The organism is Candidatus Neomarinimicrobiota bacterium, from assembly GCA_018651745.1.
In the GTDB taxonomy this organism is placed as follows: domain Bacteria; phylum Fidelibacterota; class Marinisomatia; order Marinisomatales; family TCS55; genus JAAZYX01.
Map to the genome: position 1 here is coordinate 35498 of JABIDL010000033.1, position 19555 is coordinate 55052.

19 protein-coding genes are annotated in these 19555 nt (G+C 40.0%); 16 read left to right on the forward strand and 3 right to left on the reverse strand.

Features of this window, described 5'->3' with window-relative positions; translation table 11 throughout:
• Positions 1-145: 145 nt before the first annotated feature.
• Genes mraZ through ftsZ form a run of 16 tightly spaced genes read left to right on the forward strand, consistent with a single transcriptional unit; the run spans position 146 to position 16897 of the window.
• Positions 146-610: a division/cell wall cluster transcriptional repressor MraZ gene (gene mraZ, locus HOD97_06560; protein MBT4281257.1), complete on the forward strand. Its 465-nt coding sequence runs from the start codon at positions 146-148 to the stop codon at positions 608-610.
• On the forward strand, positions 610-1509 hold the full coding sequence (gene rsmH, locus HOD97_06565) for a 16S rRNA (cytosine(1402)-N(4))-methyltransferase RsmH (GenBank protein ID MBT4281258.1): 900 nt from the start codon (positions 610-612) through the stop codon (positions 1507-1509). The genes mraZ and rsmH overlap by 1 nt, the downstream gene beginning before the upstream one ends.
• Positions 1509-1850, forward strand: coding sequence for a septum formation initiator family protein (locus HOD97_06570; protein ID MBT4281259.1), 342 nt, complete (start codon positions 1509-1511; stop codon positions 1848-1850). The genes rsmH and HOD97_06570 overlap by 1 nt, the downstream gene beginning before the upstream one ends.
• Positions 1843-3843, forward strand: a complete 2001-nt coding sequence (locus tag HOD97_06575) for a transpeptidase family protein (GenBank protein MBT4281260.1) — start codon at positions 1843-1845, stop codon at positions 3841-3843. Before HOD97_06570 ends, HOD97_06575 begins: the two co-directional genes overlap by 8 nt.
• Positions 3840-5297, forward strand: a complete 1458-nt coding sequence (locus HOD97_06580; protein MBT4281261.1) for a UDP-N-acetylmuramoyl-L-alanyl-D-glutamate--2,6-diaminopimelate ligase — start codon at positions 3840-3842, stop codon at positions 5295-5297. Before HOD97_06575 ends, HOD97_06580 begins: the two co-directional genes overlap by 4 nt.
• Positions 5287-6615: a UDP-N-acetylmuramoyl-tripeptide--D-alanyl-D-alanine ligase gene (gene murF, locus HOD97_06585; protein ID MBT4281262.1), complete on the forward strand. Its 1329-nt coding sequence runs from the start codon at positions 5287-5289 to the stop codon at positions 6613-6615. Before HOD97_06580 ends, murF begins: the two co-directional genes overlap by 11 nt.
• Positions 6615-7718 (forward strand): phospho-N-acetylmuramoyl-pentapeptide-transferase, encoded by a 1104-nt coding sequence (locus tag HOD97_06590; protein MBT4281263.1) that lies wholly within the window; start codon positions 6615-6617, stop codon positions 7716-7718. The genes murF and HOD97_06590 overlap by 1 nt, the downstream gene beginning before the upstream one ends.
• Entirely contained in the window at positions 7718-9097 is a 1380-nt protein-coding gene (murD, locus tag HOD97_06595) for a UDP-N-acetylmuramoyl-L-alanine--D-glutamate ligase (protein ID MBT4281264.1), read from the forward strand. The genes HOD97_06590 and murD overlap by 1 nt, the downstream gene beginning before the upstream one ends.
• A complete protein-coding gene (locus tag HOD97_06600; GenBank protein MBT4281265.1) occupies positions 9094-10239 on the forward strand; it encodes a cell division protein FtsW in 1146 nt (381 codons plus the stop codon). The genes murD and HOD97_06600 overlap by 4 nt, the downstream gene beginning before the upstream one ends.
• A gap of 1 nt (position 10240) precedes the next feature.
• Positions 10241-10786 carry a hypothetical protein gene (locus tag HOD97_06605; GenBank protein ID MBT4281266.1) on the forward strand — a complete coding sequence of 182 codons (546 nt, stop codon included), beginning with the start codon at positions 10241-10243 and terminating at the stop codon, positions 10784-10786.
• Positions 10783-11343, forward strand: a complete 561-nt coding sequence (locus HOD97_06610; protein MBT4281267.1) for a hypothetical protein — start codon at positions 10783-10785, stop codon at positions 11341-11343. The genes HOD97_06605 and HOD97_06610 overlap by 4 nt, the downstream gene beginning before the upstream one ends.
• Positions 11343-12731: a UDP-N-acetylmuramate--L-alanine ligase gene (locus HOD97_06615; protein ID MBT4281268.1), complete on the forward strand. Its 1389-nt coding sequence runs from the start codon at positions 11343-11345 to the stop codon at positions 12729-12731. The genes HOD97_06610 and HOD97_06615 overlap by 1 nt, the downstream gene beginning before the upstream one ends.
• A gap of 10 nt (positions 12732-12741) precedes the next feature.
• Complete coding sequence (gene murB, locus HOD97_06620; protein ID MBT4281269.1) at positions 12742-13653, forward strand: UDP-N-acetylmuramate dehydrogenase; 912 nt, start codon at positions 12742-12744, stop codon at positions 13651-13653.
• The gene (locus HOD97_06625) at positions 13650-14405 is read left to right on the forward strand and encodes an FtsQ-type POTRA domain-containing protein (GenBank protein ID MBT4281270.1); all 756 of its coding nucleotides are present in this window, start codon (positions 13650-13652) and stop codon (positions 14403-14405) included. The genes murB and HOD97_06625 overlap by 4 nt, the downstream gene beginning before the upstream one ends.
• The gene (gene ftsA / locus HOD97_06630; protein ID MBT4281271.1) at positions 14402-15673 is read left to right on the forward strand and encodes a cell division protein FtsA; all 1272 of its coding nucleotides are present in this window, start codon (positions 14402-14404) and stop codon (positions 15671-15673) included. The genes HOD97_06625 and ftsA overlap by 4 nt, the downstream gene beginning before the upstream one ends.
• 36 nt (positions 15674-15709) lie before the next feature.
• On the forward strand, positions 15710-16897 hold the full coding sequence (gene ftsZ, locus HOD97_06635; GenBank protein ID MBT4281272.1) for a cell division protein FtsZ: 1188 nt from the start codon (positions 15710-15712) through the stop codon (positions 16895-16897).
• A 75-nt stretch (positions 16898-16972) separates the two neighbouring features.
• Here ftsZ and HOD97_06640 read toward each other — a convergent pair whose 3' ends face one another.
• From HOD97_06640 to HOD97_06650, 3 genes are read right to left on the reverse strand one after another with little or no spacing between them, the layout of a single operon-like run.
• On the reverse strand, positions 16973-18193 hold the full coding sequence (locus HOD97_06640) for a family 10 glycosylhydrolase (protein MBT4281273.1): 1221 nt from the start codon (positions 18191-18193) through the stop codon (positions 16973-16975).
• Positions 18153-18575 (reverse strand): 50S ribosomal protein L17, encoded by a 423-nt coding sequence (gene rplQ, locus HOD97_06645; protein ID MBT4281274.1) that lies wholly within the window; start codon positions 18573-18575, stop codon positions 18153-18155. The genes HOD97_06640 and rplQ overlap by 41 nt, the downstream gene beginning before the upstream one ends.
• Positions 18576-19547, reverse strand: coding sequence for a DNA-directed RNA polymerase subunit alpha (locus tag HOD97_06650; protein MBT4281275.1), 972 nt, complete (start codon positions 19545-19547; stop codon positions 18576-18578).
• Positions 19548-19555: the final 8 nt, after the last annotated feature.

Genomic DNA, 19555 nt, shown 5'->3' on the forward strand with positions numbered 1-19555 from the left:
TTAACTCAGATCGCCTAATCCATCCTTTAGCGATGGAATACCCTAAATAATTCAAGTTATTATGTAAATAAGTATTGACAAGAGTGGGTAATAGTAAATATATTGTGGGTAGTTGTGGGTTACAATCCCTAATCATTATGTGGCTATGACATTAACAGATAATACATTTTCCGGCGAATATTCATATTCGATTGATTCTAAAGGAAGGGTCAATATCCCGGCCAAATTCCGACAGGCGCTCTCTGTAGAGAATGAAAACACATTCGTTATTACTCGTGGAATGGACCCATGCGTTTGGGTTTATCCTTTGACTGAATGGAAATTTATCGAAACAGAATTAAGAGAACTCTCATCTCTAGCATCTCTCAATAGAACATTTATACGAAATACAACTCGGTACGCCACACCAGTTACATTCGACAAGCAGGGGCGAATTCAAATTACATCGTCCCTGATAGAATTCGCAGGACTCAAAAAAACATCTCTCATCATTGGGATGATTAATAAAATAGAAGTTTGGAATCCGGAAACTTTGAAAAAAACGGAAAAGAAGAATCTTGAAATTGATTCAACGGAATATGACACTCTCGCAGAAAAAATTATACTCTAATGCCTTCCCAGCATACGCAGGAAACCGGACAATACCATATTCCTGTGATGGCACCGGAAGTTCTGGAATTTTTGAAAGTTCAACCAGGCCATGTGTATCTGGACGGAACTGTGGGTGCAGGTGGGCATGCTTCTCACATTCTTGCAGCGCTGAAACCTGTAGGGAGGCTGATCGGTCTTGATCGCGATGAAGACGCTTTGGACATCTGTAAAACTCGGTTCACAAGCGCCTCTTCGCTTCTTTCTCTTCACCATTGCTCCTACCATAATTTTCCCCAAATCCTCGAAAAGCTCGGGGTAACTCAATTGAAAGGATTATTATTAGACCTTGGTCTTTCATCCATGCAATTGGATTCATCCCATCGAGGATTTTCTTACCGCTCTTCGTCTCCTTTGGATCTTCGTTTCGATCCATCCAAAGGTCTAACAGCCGCAGAACTCATTGAAGCTTCAACCGAAAAGGAGTTAAGCACATTTTTTCGAGATTTCGGTGAAGAACGTCGGTCCGGTAAAATTGCGTATATGATTAAAAAAATAGGATATATCGGAACAACGGACGATTTGATTGAAGCTATCAGGCGGAGCACGCCACCCGCTAATAGAAATCGTACTCTTGCCCGAATTTTTCAAGCGCTGAGAATTGCGGTGAATGGTGAATTAAAAAAACTCTCTTACTTTTTAAATCATTTTCTCGATTCGCTCGAAATTGGTGGGAGAATTGTTATTTTAAGCTACCATTCTCTCGAAGACAGATTGGTGAAGCACAAATTTAAATCTCTAAAGCAACAGAGTAAGTTAACGATTCTTACTCGAAAACCCCTTATTCCGTCTGAAAAGGAACAAAATGAAAACAGCCGATCGCGAAGTGCAAAACTTCGTGCGGCAGAACGGATTGCCTAATGCCAGTATCGCGATCAAAGCGGAAACGTTTAAAAAGTCAAAAAGAATTTTTACACACTTTGCTCTTTTTCGGAATTATTACTATGTCCATTTCAGGGCTTCTGTTTTACCTCTGGGTTTATACAGAAATTGATGAAACGCTCACAGGCATTGAAGTTCAAAATAAGACAATAAATGAACTGCATAATTCTATTGAAGAGTTGAATGGAGAGATTGCTCGCCTCGAAAGGGTTGACCGAATTACTTCTATCGCTCGAAAAAAATTAGATATGGTAGTGGCGCATCCTGAAACGATCGTCGTCTATGTCGATTCATTTGTTTCGCTGGACAACAATGACTAAAACATTTATGAAATATCGGGCGCGGGTTACCGTTGTGTCGGGCTTCGTTATTATTACGTGGGTAACCTTGTCTATGCGGCTATTTCAAATTATGATTGTTGACGGCGAAGGGTACCGTGAAAAAGGAATGGCCCAAGCCCGTAGAACAGAACCGATTCCTTTTGTTCGCGGAAATATCTATGACAGGAAAAACCGATCTTTAACCAAAAATATTATACAATATTCATTCGCTTTTGTGCCTAATGAAATTTCAAATCCTGAAACTTTGGCAGAAGCGCTTAGTCAAATTAGCAAGCGATCAAAAGATTATTACGTAGAAAAAATAAGTGGGGCAAATAAATTTACCTATTTAGAACGAAACGTTGAAAAACGGGATTGTCAGACTTTAATTGAAAATCCACCTGAAGGATTAATTGTCCTGCGAAATCCTCGGCGATACTACCCCCATTTAAATATTGCCTCTCAAATATTGGGATTAACAAATGTGGATGATAAAGGAATTGCCGGAATCGAAATGCAGTTTAACTCCTACCTCACTGGAAATAAGGGTTGGATCGTCAAACAGAAGACCAATAATGGAAGACTAAATCCAAAAAATGGATTTCCATTTAAAAGACCTGATGATGGAAAAAACATTCAACTCACAATTGATTTAGACTTCCAAGCCATCCTTCAAGAAGAATTGTTATCCCAAATGATTCGATCGAAATCCATCGGTGCAACAGGCGTTATTTTAGATCCGCAAACAGGATCGATTTTAGCTATGGCATCTCTTCCAGATTTTGATCCAAATCGACCTGGGCTCTATCCGATTGAAAACCAAAAAAATAAAGCTATAACTGATCAAATTGAACCGGGGTCAACCTTTAAGATTGTCGCTGCTTCTGCAGCGTTAGATCGGAAAGCAGTCCAGCTCATGGAAGAATTTAATTGTGAGAATGGAAGTTTTGAATATGCCGGTCAAACCATAAAAGACTGGGAAAATTTCGGTCTGCTAACTTTTTCACAAATCATCGAACAGTCTAGCAATGTTGGTGTAATAAAAATTGCAGATCGGCTTGGTCCGAACCTTTTGCATCGGTATGCCAGAGATTTTGGGTTTGGAATTCCAACAGCTGTATCTTTGCCGGGCGAAGCCAAAGGAATCCTTCGAGCGACTAATGAATGGTCTGCAATCACCTTAGCCGAATTATCTCTTGGGCATGAAGTCGGTGTAACTGCCCTTCAGTTGGGACTTGCATATTCTGCAATTGCTAATGGTGGATTTTTAGTCAAACCTAGGATTGTAAATCAAATTATGACTTCCAACATGAATGGAAAGTCGTCCATTGTGTACACCGAGCGTCCGGAGGTGATTCGAAAAGTAATGCCGGAATCAGTTTCTCGGACCATGCGAGAAATCCTCGTGAAAGTTGTCGATCGAGGAACCGGAACGAACGCTGCAATTCCCGGATGGTCTGTAGCCGGAAAAACAGGTACAGCGCAGAAATTTATAGATGGAAAATATTCGGATAAAAAATTCATTTCAAATTTTGTCGGATTCTTCCCTGCCGAAGATCCGAAATTGTTAGCTGTCATTATTTTGGATGAACCTGCTCATGGATTTCATTGGGGCGGCCAAGGTGCAGCTCCGGTATTTAGAAGAGTGATGGAACGGATTATTAATATGGATGATTCATTTATGCCAACTCCACAAAAAAAGAAATTTCAAAACAATCCTATTCTTGCGCAAAACAATCCGGTTGTATCGTCCTCACTGAAACCGGTCAACCCAGTTATTCTTGCCACGCAATCTTTAGGTATCATTCAGCACAGCGATAATCGATCTTTTGTTCCAAACGTACGCGGAATGAGTCTTAAAAAAGCAAAACAAATTTTTAAGGAAAATGGCTTTAAAGTTATGGCGGAAGGGTCCGGACAAGTCACGTGGCAACATCCTAAACCGGGAACAAACCTGGTTCACGGTGCTATATGCAAGATAGGATTAAGATGAGCGTTCCTCTCAATAAACTAATAACTGGACTTGTGTTTCAAAACGGCGATGTGCCACCGACTCCCATTACCGGAATTGCTACCCATGCTGATCAAGTAAAATCGGGCAACCTGTATATTGCTATTCATGGTACCGTCGCTGACGGGCATGATTTTGTTCCGATGGCACTCGACAACGGCGCTGCTGCTGTGATCAGTAATGGACGAGACTTGGGAAATTTACCGGTGCCACAAATAAAAGTCGGAAACCCTAGAAAAGCCACATCTATTGTAGCAGCGGAATATTTTGGACATCCATCCAAATCACTTCATGTGACTGGAATTACAGGAACAAATGGAAAAACCACAGTCGCCACTCTTTTGAAATCCATCTTCACGCAGGCGCAATTCAAAACTGCTCAATTGGGCACTTTGGGAATAATCGCTGATGGATTCCCACGGGAAAAAATTTTAACTACTCCCGACCCGATCTCGCTTCATCGTATGCTTGCTAAATTAAAAACTCAGGGATTTACGCATATTATTATGGAGGTTTCATCGCATGCATTAAATCAGCACAGAGTTTCGGATGTGGAATTCAATACAGCAATTCATACCAATTTGACGCCTGAGCATCTGGATTATCATGAAACAATGGAAGAATATTTTCAAGCAAAGGCGCGGCTTTTCAAATCGTTGCCCATCACTGGAACATCTATTGTTAATATGGACGACGAGAGCGGGATTCGATTCCAAAAGGAGTGCGTTGCGCCGGTCATTACAACAGCACTTCAAAATGGTACAGACATTTCCTTTGCAGAAATTGAAAATGATTTGAACGGAATTCATGGAATTATCAAAGCAGGCGACCTACGAATCCCGATCGCTTCCTCCCTTATCGGAACCTTTAATGCTGAAAATATTTTATCCGCAGTTGCCGGCGCCATACCCATGGGTATTCAACCTGAAACCATTTCGGAAGGAATCAACAACTGCTTTGCGATTGAAGGGCGAATGGAGCAATTTCCATTATTATCCGGCGGAACAGCAATTGTTGATTACGCACATACACCGGATGCTTATGAAAAAGTGCTTTCGACCATAAAAATATCTGCAGGCAAACAGTCTCGCATTACGCTCATATTTGGATGTGGTGGAAACAGAGATCATCAAAAACGACCGTTAATGGCATCGGTTGCTGAAAATTATACCGATCGATGCTTTGTAACGCCGGATAATCCGCGAAACGAGAAACTTTCTAGCATCAATGCGGACATCCTTAAAGGGTTTTCATCCAATTGCTACACCGTTTTCAATGATCGTGGCGAAGCACTACGAAAGGCTCTTAAGGAGGCAATTGATAACGACATCGTCATTGTACTTGGAAAAGGACGGGAAAATTATCAGGATATTAAAAATGAAAAAGTACCCTACTCTGATGTAGAAATTATTCTGGAATACGCAAATGCGGATTGACCTTCCACACCCCTCCGAATTTGCCGCATTGCATAAGTTCAATGTTTCTGAAACGATTTCAGGGATTTCAACCGATTCTAGGGAATGCCAAAAAGGGGATCTCTATATTGCAATAAAAGGGGAACGCTTGGATGGGCATCAATTTGTTTCAAATGCGCTTGAGCAAGGAGCCGTTGCCGCATTGGTAAACCAAGAATATTCTACAGGATCTTCTCAAGAAATTGTTGTCCATGATACTATTGTTGCTTTGGGTGACCTTGCAAATCAATGGCGCCAGCAATTCGATATACCAATTATCGGCATAACGGGTTCCAACGGAAAAACGTCCACTAAAGACTTAGTGACTCACGCATTGTCAAAATTCCAATCCGTTCATGCAACTCAGGGTAATTATAACACGTCTATCGGGCTACCACTAACCCTTCTTTCCATGGCGAAAAGCTCAACCATTGCTATTTTAGAAATGGGAGCCAATCAGCCCGGTGACATTCAGACCTTATGTGAAATTGCAGAACCCACTCACGGATTAATTACTAATATTGCTCCTGCTCATCTTGAAGGGTTCGGAACAATAGATTCCATTGCGCAAACAAAGGCAGCCTTATTTGATACGCTCGTAAATGGGATATCTTTTGTGAATGCAGCAGATTCAAGAATTCTTGAATTGAACGTTCCCAATGAGAAAATGACATTCGGATTAACATCAGATTGTGACTTCCCTGCCGATATTCACCATGAAGAAGATGGAACCATTACATTAACTGTGGATTCCCAAGAAATTCCGACAAATTCTCAAAATTTATCATTTTCGAAAAATGTGATAGCAGCTGCAGCTCTTACAGTAACATTGGGGTTAGAGTGGAATCATTTCAAACAAGCAGTTCTCTCCTTTAACCCTCCACAAGGTCGCTGTCAGGTAAGACGTTCGAATGGTATTACCATTATAGATGATACCTACAATGCGAATCTAGAATCCACCGAAGCGGCGATAGATTACTTGTCTGCATTCAGCGGAAACGGACGAAGAATGCTCGTGTTTGGCGACATGTTTGAACTTGGATCAAGTTCTCTTGATCAGCATCGAAAAGTAGGGAAAAAATGCGTAGATGCAAAATTAGACGTACTATTTACCGTTGGACCTGAATCTGCCCAAACAGACTTGGTGGCATCTATGCTTCCGCTTCATCAACATTTTGATTCAAAAGAAGAATTGGTTGAAAAGTTGAAAAATATTATTGAATCTGGAGACCACCTTCTGATAAAGGGTTCGCGAGGGATGGCGATGGAAACTATCGTAGATAAATTGGTGACCACCTAATGTTGTATCACCTTCTTTTCCCACTTCGAGATCAATTTTCGCCGCTAAATCTTTTCCAATACATCACTTTTCGTTCCGCATCTGCAGCAATGGTCGCCCTGATTATTTGTTTTTTCTTAGGACCCAAGATTATCAGGTTACTTCAAAATCGGCAGATTGGCGAAGAAATTCGTGAAGATGGACCAAAATCTCATCAATCCAAAAAAGGAACACCTACAATGGGAGGATTGATTATTCTTTTCGCAGTCATTCTTCCGACAATTCTATTCGCTGATTTAAACAACCCGTTTATTCAGATTATTTTAGTTACTGTCGCTTGGATGGGAATGATCGGATTTTTAGATGATTACTTAAAAGTAGTAAAAAAAATGAAAATGGGACTTATCGCGCGATATAAAATGATTGGGCAAATACTTTTAGGGTTGCTCGTTGCTGTGTGGATTCAATATACGCCCGAATTTAAAGACGTGTGGAGTTCTACATCCGTTCCCTTTTTGAAAAATGTGGAAATCAATTTTGGAATGCTTTATCCGCTCTTTGTCATTTTAGTCATCACGGGTACATCAAATGCTGTAAATCTTACGGATGGATTAGATGGTTTAGCTGCAGGATTGCTTGCCATCGCTTTCGGAGTTTTCGGCGCAATTGCTTATATCACCGGGCGAGTAGATTTTTCGGATTATCTAAATATTCTCTATCTTCCCGGTGCAGGAGAATTAACCGTTTTTGCTTCCGCCATTGCCGGCGCGTGTCTCGGGTATTTATGGTTTAATGCTGCTCCTGCTGAAATCTTTATGGGCGATGTCGGATCCCTTTCTACCGGTGCGGCTTTGGGATCAATGGCAATTTTATTGAAAAAGGAATTTTTATTGCTGATCATTGGTGGAGTCTTCGTTTGGGAAGCAGTGTCTGTCATACTTCAAGTTGGTTATTTCCGTTGGACAAAAAAGACAACCGGCGAAGGAAAGCGATTATTTCTCATGGCGCCAATACATCATCATTTTGAATTGAAAGGGTGGCCGGAATCCAGAGTTGTTATCCGTTTTTGGATTATTGGAATATTACTTGCACTTTTTTCACTAACAACATTCAAAATCCGCTGATGGACATTTCAAACAGAGCGGCTATTGATTTAATGGGAAAAAATGTTACCGTTCTCGGTATCGGTAAAAGTGGCATTGCAGCAGCAAAGCTCGGACAGAAATTGGGTGGTTGTATTTTCATAAGTGACCAAAACAATTCTAATAAAATCAGTTTATCATTGAATACTTTATCCGAAATGGGAATTTCTGGCGAAGCGGGAATACATTCTGACCGCGTTCAAGAGTCAGACCTCATAGTCGTTTCACCTGGAATTTCACGATGGGCTGAAGTCATTGCGAAAGCCGATTCAAACAATATCCCGGTAGTGGGTGAAATCGAATTTGCCAGTTGGTTCACAAATGCACCCATTGTAGCAATAACGGGATCCAACGGTAAAACGACAACCGTTCATTTATTGCATGAAATGTGTAGCACAGATTCACTTCACAGCAGTTTAGCAGGAAATGTTGGATTTCCCTTTTCTGAAGCTGTTTTGAATGATATTAATTCACCTGATCAGAAACGGATATATGTTCTCGAAATTTCTAGTTTTCAGATGGAATTTACTATCCACTTCTACCCCCATATATCTGTATTTCTCAATATTACACCTGATCATTTAGACCGCCATAAGGACATGGAAGAATATGTTAACGCAAAATTAAAATTAGCGGATCGCCAAACTTCTTCTGATTTTATTATTTACAATTTAGATGATACCCTTCTGTCTTCAGCATTTGATTCGGCCACCGCTACAATATTCCCATTTAGTCTTAAATCAAACGAAACATTATTTGGATTGAATGAAACAAAAATTTTCGATGAAGAGCACGCAACCCTCATCGATCTGGAACGAATCGCCCTGCCTGGCAGGCACAACCTCGCTAACCAGTTAGCTGCCGCATCTGCGGCCCATCTTTTGGGTGTGGATCATAACCACATTTCCCAGGTGATGGAAACGTTTGCTGGTGTGGAACATCGCCTTGAAACTGTGATGGATAGTAAAGGTGTGACATACATAAACGACTCAAAAGCCACCAATGTGGACGCGGTCAATGTCGCCCTTGAAAGTCTTAGCACGCCAACCATCCTAATCCTCGGAGGAATTGATAAAGGTGGTGATTTCACAACGCTCCTTCCACATACCCACAACTACCTAAAAGAGGTTATTGCTTTCGGGCAGGCGCGAAACCAGATTGAAAACGTCATCGGAGACTCGGTGATTTTCACGTCAGTTGAAAATCTTCAAGAAGCTGTTAATCTTAGCCGCGAGCATGCTGAAGCTGGATATTCAGTATTGTTTTCACCCGGATGCTCTAGTTTTGATCAGTTTCAAAGTTATGAAGAGCGTGGTAGAGCATTTAAAAATGCCGTAAGAAAATTTGATGTAGCATCATGAAGCAGCTTAACATTATTAATAAAAAATACGATAGACCGCTTTTGATCGGAATTTTTGGATTGTGTGTTATCGGAACCGTCATGTTGTATAGCGCCAGCACAACACGATCACTTAATTTTACAGATGGATTTACCAACACCATGTACCTTCAGTTGCACTTAAAAAGGTTGTTCGTTGGAATCATTGCCCTCATCTTTTTTACCATGTTTGATTACCGTAAACTAAAGCGCATTGCCCCCATTGCAGTCGTTGTTTCCATCGTAATGCTTGCCTTAACAAAAATCGTTTATCTAATTCAAGGAAACACATTTCCCGCAAGATGGCTTCACTTCGGATTTATGACGTTACAAACATCAGAGCTTGCAAGGTTTTCACTCATTCTTTTTTTGGCTTCTTACATTGACCGGAAGCGTAATACGATTAAGGATTACTATAACGGATTTGCGCCACCAATCATAGTTATGGGCGTTATAACTGCACTCATTATTATTCAACCAGATTTTAGTACGTCTGTCCTGATTTCCGTTATCGGAATGGCGATGCTTTTTTTCGGAGGAGCTAGATTTTCGCACATCCTAGCTACTACCATTGGTGCCATTACAATTCTCATTCCTGCAGGATTGGCGAGAGGCTACCGAGTTTCTAGATGGGAAACATGGTGGAGCCCCGAAAATGCTTCGAGCGACGCGATGCTTCAAATTAGCCAATCCTTGATTTCCCTCGGGAATGGCGGTCTGTTTGGAATGGGACTTGGAAATAGTACCGAAAAAAATATGTTCCTTCCAACGCCACATACAGATTTCATCTTTGCTATTATTGGAGAAGAAATTGGGTTTCTTGGAACCGTTGCCGTACTTACGCTTTTTCTTTTCCTATTTCAACGTGGAATAAAAATCGCTAAAGAGACTACTGACTTATTTGGTGTAATGGTCGCTTTGGGCATTTCATTCAGTTTCATTCTATATGCATTTACCAATGTAGCTGTAGTTACGAATCTTGTACCTACAACCGGACTACCGATGCCACTCGTTAGTTATGGTGGTTCTGGACTGGTGATCAATATGGCGAGCCTTGGAATATTGCTCAATATCAGTCAAGGAAAACGATCAGTGAATTCTCGTAAAGGATGGAGCTTAAATTAGTATGATAAATAGTATTCGCATTTTAATTGCCGGTGGAGGGACCGGAGGACACCTCTTCCCTGCCATTGCGCTTGGTGAGCGAATTCTTGCAGATTGCCCATATTCCAGCATGCATTATATGGGCTCAACTTTTGGAATTGAAGCAAATATTTTTCCAATTAAAAATATGAATCATACGTTAATCCCGATTCGAGGATTGCAACGAAACTTTAATCCTTCTGGAATTGGAAAAAATTTATTATTGCCGTTTAGAATTTTGAAATCAATAAAAATGACCAAAAAAGTATTTAACGCATTTAAACCTGATGTTGTTGTCGGAACTGGAGGGTATGCATCTGCCTTACCCATTCGAGAAGCAATAAGCCGAGATATTCCAGTTCTCATACAAGAGCAAAATTCTTTTCCGGGGATCACGACCCGATGGTTTGCAGACAAAGCAGATACAGTCTGCATCGCATTTGAAGAAGCAAAAAACCATCTCAAAAAAAAACTCTATTTGTCACCGGAAACCCAGTTCGAGCCGGAATTAATGAAGGAAACAGCATGATAGCTGCGCAAAATTATGATCTTGATCCCAAGAAAAAAACACTCCTCATTTTTGGAGGAAGTCAAGGATCGGCATTATTAAATAAGACAGTGAGTGAGAGTGTAAAATTATTAGAAAAATCTAAAATCCAATTCCTTTGGCAAACCGGGAAAAACCAATATGATCAATTAAAATCATTCGAGTCAGATTTTACAAGGGTTTTACCGTTCATTGATGACATGGGAAGTGCGTATGCATTGGCCGATTTGGCCTTATGCAGAGCCGGAGCTTTAACAATATCTGAATTGACATTGTGCGGCGTTCCGGCACTATTCGTTCCTCTCTCCAATGCGGCCGGAGACCACCAAAAAAAGAATGCATCTGTCATGGAAAAAGAAGGCGCAGCAATTGTGTGCAATGAGGATGATTTCACTTCAAACATTTTTTCGAATCAAGTGATTGGACTTTTGAAGAATGAAAATCAATTATTCCAAATGAGCGAAAAGTCTCAAAAATTGGGAAAGCCGAATGCAGTCAAAGACATTACAAATCATATCATGGAATTGGTTCATGCATAATGTTTAGAAAAGTAAAAAAACTTCATTTTGTCGGTATTGGTGGGATTGGGATGAGCGGTATTGCAGAATTACTTTTAAACCTTGATTTTGAAATTTCAGGATCTGATATCTTGGAATCTGAAATTGTACAAAAATTAAAGTCGAAAGGCGCCAGCATACATATTGGTCATGATGCGAAAAACTTGGGGGATGCGGAAGTCCTTGTTTATTCCAGCGCTGTCAAAGAAAATAATCCGGAAATTCAAATAGCTAAGCAACGCAATATTCCCATCATTCGGAGAGCGGAAATGCTGGGAGAGCTAATTGATGTGAAAGAAACATCCATCGCAGTTGGCGGTACACATGGGAAAACATCCACATCATCCATGCTTGGCGCTATTCTTGCAAAAGCAAGATTGGATCCAACGCTCGTTGTCGGAGGACTTGTGCAAAGTATTGGCACCAATTCCATGCTTGGATCAGGAGACATCATTGTGGTAGAAGCTGATGAATACGACCGCAGTTTTCTTGCTTTAAATCCCACCTTATCCCTTGTGACGAACATTGAATTGGAGCATACGGATATTTATTCTGATTTGGATGACATGAAGCAGGCATTCGTTCAATTTTGTAATTCAGTTCCCTTTTACGGAGCCGTTGCTCTTTGTATCGATTCCCATCATGTGAATAATATTTTACCTGAAATTCGGCGTCCTATTTTAACCTATGGACTTCATTCGAATGCAGATGTTAGAGCAGAAAATATTAGTTACAATAAAACTCAGGCAACATTTACTCTAATCCATAAAGGAGCAGAATTGGGGACGATCCTATTGCAGGTTCCTGGCGAGCACAATATTTTGAATTCGCTGGGGGCAGCTTGTATTGGGATTGAATTGGGTCTTGTGTCCCATGATATAATTCAGGGATTAAATAAATATAATGGTGTTCGTCGGAGATTTGAAATAAAAGGAACCATTAACGACATTTTAGTGGTTGACGATTATGCTCATCACCCAACGGAAGTAAAGGCAACCCTTAAAGCTGCAAATGACGGGTGGGATAGAAGAATTATCTCCATTTTTCAACCTCACTTATTCACGAGAACTCGAGACTTTTTTATGGAATTTGCAAATGCATTTCTCAATAGCGATGTGCTGATTATAACAGAAATTTATCCCGCACGAGAAGAGCCAATTAAGGGAATTACAGGCGAATTGGTTGCGAAGGCTGCAGAAAATGCTGGGCATAAAAACGTTTTATTTATTCCAGACTTAGAAGATCTTAACAAACAACTTGATTTAATTGCGCAACCAGGGGATATGGTATTAACTATGGGTGCCGGTACAATTTGGCGATACAGCGACAAATATTTTTCTCATTTAAAAAATGTGGAGGCCGCAGCCTAAGGTGGATCCAATGACGCAGTTAAAATCCATGATAAAAGGATCATTTCTCGAAAATGAACCGATGTCTATTCATACTTCTTACGGCATTGGCGGACCGGCAAAAGCATTTATTACACCAAAAAATAAAGAAGATCTTTCATTTGCGCTACAATGTGCACATCAACATCAGATTCCGGTTTACTTTGTTGGATCAGGATCTAATTTACTGGTAAGTGATGATGGGATTGATGGAATAGTCTTTACGCTTGGGAAATCATTTACACATTTAGAAATCGAAGGAATTCATATTTCCGCAGAATCCGGTGTTATGCTTGGAAAAATGGTGAAAGAAGCTACAAGTCACAACCTGACCGGATTGGAGAATTTGATAGGAGTCCCTGGAACAGTAGGCGGTGCATTGGTTATGAATGCTGGTGCATTTGGGGGAGAAATTTCTAATGTTCTCAAATCTATAGAAGTCATGACCTTGGAAGGACAATTAAAAAATTATTCTGTTAACGACATTGAATTCAGCTACCGGCATTCTACTTTTAATGAGGATGAAATTATTATACATGCAGAGTTTGAATTAACAATAGCGGATCATGAAACCATTCAGAATGAGAAAATTAAGGCAAGCCAAGGACGGAAGAAAAATCAGCCTCTACGGTTCCGTTCTGCAGGTAGCGTATTTAAAAATCCAAAAGGGGATAAAGCTGCTGGATTCCTTATAGATAAAGCCGGACTCAAAGGTACACGCTCTGGCGATGCAGAAATTTCTACTCATCATGCTAATTTTTTTATCAATCATGGACAGGCAAAAGCTATGGACATCGTTACACTGATCCAACTTGCAAGGAAAGAAGTCTATGATAAATTTGGGGTCAAACTTGATCTTGAAATAAAGACATTAGGATTTCACCCGGAAACCTTTACAGTATGAAAAATAATCGTCAATTGATGGTTAAACTCGCTCTTTTTGCAGGATTGTTGGGTTTTGTAGGATTTGCTTGGGCAGCAATTGCTTGGTCTTCCGAAACAGAACTTTTTAGAATTGAGCAAATTCAAATTAACGGAAAAACAGTCATTGATAAAGACGACTATATTGAAATTCTTGGCGATTGGGAAGGATTGTCCACCCGCGAGATTCACCAGTCAGATATTCGGTTAGCGTTTGAATCTCATCCCTTTGTCGAGGCTGTTCGTGTCAGTAAGCAATACCCAAAAACTATTCGCATCGATCTTGTAGAAAGGAATCCGGTTGCCTTTATCAATATGAAACCATTAGTGATGGTTGATAGATTGGGTGTTATCCTTCCTGCAAAGGGAATTTCTGATCATTATGATATTCCCTATTTCTCTGGATTTAACCCTGACAAAGCATTATATCCTCCAGGTTTCGAGACACGTTCACAAAAAATGCAAGAAGCCGTCGGGATCCTTTCAAGAATCAAACGCGAATATGTGTCTCTTTATAATAATATTTCGGAAGTAACTCTGAGCGGGAATGATGAATATATCTTCATATTAGCAGAACGGCCGACCCGAATTATTCTGGGGAAAAACAATCCGTGGCAAAAGCTTGAAGTATTACGGGAATTTGAATCTGCCCTGGAACAACCTCATGGAATAACCTTATTTAAACAAATTGATCTCAGACATCAAAATCAAGTGGTAACCCGTACATGGTCATGAAAAATTTCAGTCTTCCAATAGATAAAAATATCTTTGTAGGGATTGATGTTGGATCCTCAAAGATCTGCTGTACCATATCTGGTATTGATCCAATTGAGGGTACATTTCAGTTGTTGGGAATTGGAACTAGTTCTTCTTCAGGAGTCAAAATGGGATCAATTACTCATCGGGACAATCTTATTTCAGAAATGGAAATTGCAATGAGAGAAGCTGAAACGATGGCCGGTGCTAAAGTTGATTCCGCAATTATAAGTATTTCTTCGGAACAAATCAGAGGAATCAATACTCAAGGCGCCATCGCTATTCAAAAAAATCAAATGAGCAATGTTCCAATTCAACATGAAATTACCGAATCCGATATTCAAAAAGTTGTAGATCTTGCAAAAGGAATATCGCTCCCGATCGACAGAGATATTCTGCATGTTCTTCCTCAGGAATACATGATAGATACTCTTGATAAAATAAAGGATCCTGTTGGAATGTCTGGACACCGCCTCGAAGCCCATGTCCATCTCATTACTGTTGGAACTACAGCCGCAACCAACGTTGCCAACTGTGCACAAGAACTAGGTATTGTCGTGGACGGACTAGTTTTTCAAGGATTGGCATCGGGCGCAGCAGTTTTAGATCAAGATGAAAAAGATCTAGGCGTTGCTCTTGTTGACCTTGGCGAAGGCACATCCGATTTAGCTATTTATCATGAAGGCGGAATTCGTCATACATCAGTTTTAGGGATTGGTTCTGGAAATATCACAAACGATATTGCAGTTATGTTACAAGTTGGAATGGAAGAAGCAAAACAAATAAAAGAAACCTATGGCTCAGCAAAAGCATCTATGTCCTCCCCAGAATTAGAATTTGATTTACCTGTAAAAAATGGCGGGTTAGCACGAAAAATTTCTGAACATGAATTATCTCGATATGTAGAAGCACGTACTGAAGAAATATTGCGATTGGTAAAACGAGATATCATCCGTGCTGGATTGAAAGACAATCTTACCTATGGTGTGGTACTCACCGGAGGCGGGGCAAACCTGAAAAATATTATAGGTCTTGCAGAAGAAGTACTTGAATTGCCGGTGAGAATTGGAAAACCAAAAGGGATCCAAGATTCAGTTGGTGTTGCTTCGGATCCACAATTCTCAGCAGCAGTCGGATTGGGTATTTGGCGTTATCGGCCAGATGAGCTCCAATCCAATTATGAAATAGAATCACCCATACAAAACACTATGAGAAAAGTTATAGAATGGTTCAAAGACTTTTTTTAATCAACATACCAAACTAAACCAAAAGGAGAACATACTATGTTATTTGAATTCGATCCACAAGAAGATCAACAAGCGAAATTGAGAGTTGTCGGAATTGGCGGAGCAGGCGGGAATGCTGTCAATCGAATGATCCAATCCGGGATGCAAGGCGTTGACTTCATTACTATAAATACCGATGCACAAGATCTGGAAAACAATGCTGCAGAGCAAAAGATTCAAATCGGTAAAAATTTGACTAAAGGCCTAGGCGCAGGTGCAAAAGCCGATGTCGGAAAAGTGGCAATGGAAGATGACAGGGAAGCTATTACTGCCATGCTAGAAGGCTCGGATATGGTTTTTATTACTGCCGGAATGGGTGGTGGAACCGGAACCGGAGCTGCGCCCGTTATTGGACAAATATCTAAAGAGTTGGGAATCCTCACCGTCGGAATTGTTACACTTCCCTTTAATTTTGAAGGACCAAAACGGATGAATCGCGCGCTTAATGGTATCGAAGAACTCAGGAAAAGTTGTGATACGGTGATAGGAATTCCAAACCAAAAGCTAATGTCAATTGTAGATAAAAGCACTACAGTTATAGAAGCTTTCCAATTGGCTGATTCTATCCTAAATCAGGCAACGAAAGGAATCTCGGATCTCATTAATGTACATGGACTCATCAATCTCGATTTCGCCGATGTTGAAACAATTATGAAAAATATGGGAGATGCTATCATGGGAACAGGGCAAGCAAGTGGCGAAGAACGAGCAGTTTTGGCAGCACAACAGGCGATATCCAGTCCATTACTTGACGATTCAACCATTGGCGGTGCTCAAGGCGTTTTGGTTAATATAACCGGAGGGCCTGATTTGACCCTTATGGAAGTAGATGATGCATCCGGGATTATCTTTGAAGAAGCCGGAAAAGGAGTCAATCTTATTTTTGGTGCTGTGATTGACCCGGCATTAACTGATGAAATCCGTGTCACAGTCATCGCTACTGGATTTAACCATAAAAAATCTATTGAGATGAGTCATGAACATGTCGTAGATGAAGATCCACCTCGACACAAGGAAACGCATATTCTTTCTGACCAAATGAATGTTCCTCTTCATCAAAAAGAAGAAGAAATACCAGCAATATCCTTACCACCAGCTATTCTAAAAAAGGAAATAATTGAAGGATCGGTTATTTATGGCAATGATTTAGATATTCCGGCTTTTATACGCCGACAGCATGAATAATTAAGCTTTGTAAGAGAGAAGGCTGGCATTATTCGAGATTGGATTAAAGCGCTGATTCTGAGAATAAGTAAGTCGTTACTTTTCTTTTAAGAATGGAAAAATACGATCACGGATTTCTTGAATATACCGTGGGTTTTTATTCAAAGAATTATAGGAGAATAAAGAAATCCCGCGAAAGCGTGTAATACTTGTGTAGGTTACTTTATCTGCTGCATCTAATGGTGATTGATTGTATGTACCAATTCCCATAATTATTTTTTCCCTATACCGCGCGGGTAAATGATCATAAATAATATTAACGTTATCTGCAAAAGTCCTTAAATCTGGTGTATAATTCATTGGCATTGCCCAATCCAAATATCCTGCTGCTAACCATACATCCCATTCCTGTAAAAATACGTTACGCGCTTGATATAAATTTGGTTTTACAGCGGCAGAAAGTTGACAAGTAGGTCGAATTACTTTTATCATTTTGCTGACATCACGAACAAATTTTGTTATTGCTTGTCGGCGATAGTCTGACCATTCTGCTAGAGCTTGCCTCTCGGAATAATCAGGTGCTAAATCAGATAAACTTTTCCCTGGATCAATCCCCCCTTTTTTTAAAAATACCGACATGGCCGTTTGATTGCGACCATAACTACTATTTTGAAAACGAACATAATCAAGATGAATTCCATCAAGATCATACTTAGCCACCAATTCTCTGAAGACGCTTAATAGGTATTTGTTCACTTCAGGATGGTGTGGAGCAAGATAAAACCCTTCGTCACCATTTTCAGGTTTATACTGTTTTATATCATTGGGAAAGGATATCGATCCCTTTCCGTTAGAATCAAGCCAATCAGAATTCTTGAATAGTAGGTGGGTACGCTGTGTTGGTATTTTGTTTTTGGACCATATTAAATAGGTATTTACCCATGCATGTACTTTAATTCCACGTAATTTTGCTTTCAAAAGAATATCAGCTAAGGGATCAAATTCAGATTCTTCAATAAAAATACTTTTCGGAACAATTCCTGATTTATAATAAGCATCTCCCCTTCCCCTAACCTGAACAAGTATATGATTGAAACCATTCTGATCTGCATATTTTACTGCAGCGGAAATTTTCTTTTCAGATGTCATTGCATCGCGTACAATCCAAAGGTAGCGATGTTGAAAAAGAGACACTTCTGCATTCAAATTATTGTATAAAAAAAGAAGGGCAACTATGTTAGCCGCCCTTCTTAATATAAACCAATTTTTCATAAATTTAGTCAGAGTCACCTTTAGATTTCTTCTTTGTTTTATCATTGACATCTTCAGATGGTTGTCCGCTTTCCATTCCAACAAATTCTATCAAAGAGACGGGCGCTCTATCGTTATCTCTAAATCCTAGTTTTGTAATACGAGTATATCCGCCTGGGCGATCGACAAATTCGGGAGCGATTTCTTTGATTAGTTTTTGTACCGTATTTTTACGTGGTAGAATCTTCATGAGCTGACGGATTGTATTCATATCCGCATTCCGAGCTTTAGTAATCAGGGGTTCAATGAATCTTCGGAGTTCCTTTGCTTTAGCATCCGTTGTTTTCATTTTTCGATGCTCAATAAGATTCACCGCCATGTTCCGCATAGTGGCTTTCCTATGCGCTGGATTCCGTCCGAGTATTCTACCTTTTTTCAGGTGCCTCATTTAGATATCTTCTTTCAAATAGTCATCAACATCCATACCAAACGAAAGCCCCATTCCATCTAACTTCTCAATGAGTTCTGTCAGAGATTTTCGTCCAAAGTTTTTGTATTTCAACATTGCAGATTCTTCTTTACTAACAAGCTCGTAAATATATTTTATTCCAGCAGCTTGCAGGCAGTTATGGGATCGGACAGATAGTTCCATTTCGTCAATCGTTCGTTTTAGAAGTTCACGAATTTGAAGTACTTCCTCATTCATTCCTTCGCTAACCTCAAGAACTTGTGGTTTTGCAATTGCTTCAATCGCATTAAAATGTTCAATCAAAACTGTGCTTGAATGACTCACTGCATCCATTGGAGTAATCGAACCATCCGTTTCAATTTCCATTGTTAGAATTTCAATTGGATCTTTAGCACCCGGAACCGGTTTTATATCAAAAGTCACATTTCGGACCGGATTAAAAATGCTATCAATCGAAACCATGCCAATGGGAGCATTTGGTAAATAATTTTCATCTGCCGAGACATATCCGCGACCAATTCCAACGCGAATTTCCATGTCAATCTTTCCTGATGAATTCAAATCTGTGATATAATGATCCGGATTGAGAATTTCAAATTGATCGCTTACTTTTTGGATTTCAGCAGCAGTAAAAGTTCCTTTTCCTTTCATTTTCACACGGACTTTATCTGGATTGCTATCGGTTAGTTTAAAACGAACACCTTTTAGATTTTGAATAATGTCCATCACATCTTCTTTAACACCTTTAATGGTAGAAAATTCATGAAGGACGCCATCCATTTTGATATTCGTAATTGCAGCACCGGGTATGCAGGTCATAAGAATACGCCGAAGAGCATTCCCAATAGTGACGCCATACCCCCTGTCTAAGGGTTGAACACTAAATGTGCCAAAAGTATCTGTCAGAGACTTTTTATCAAATTCAATTTTTAGTTTTAAATCAATAGCCATTTTTAATT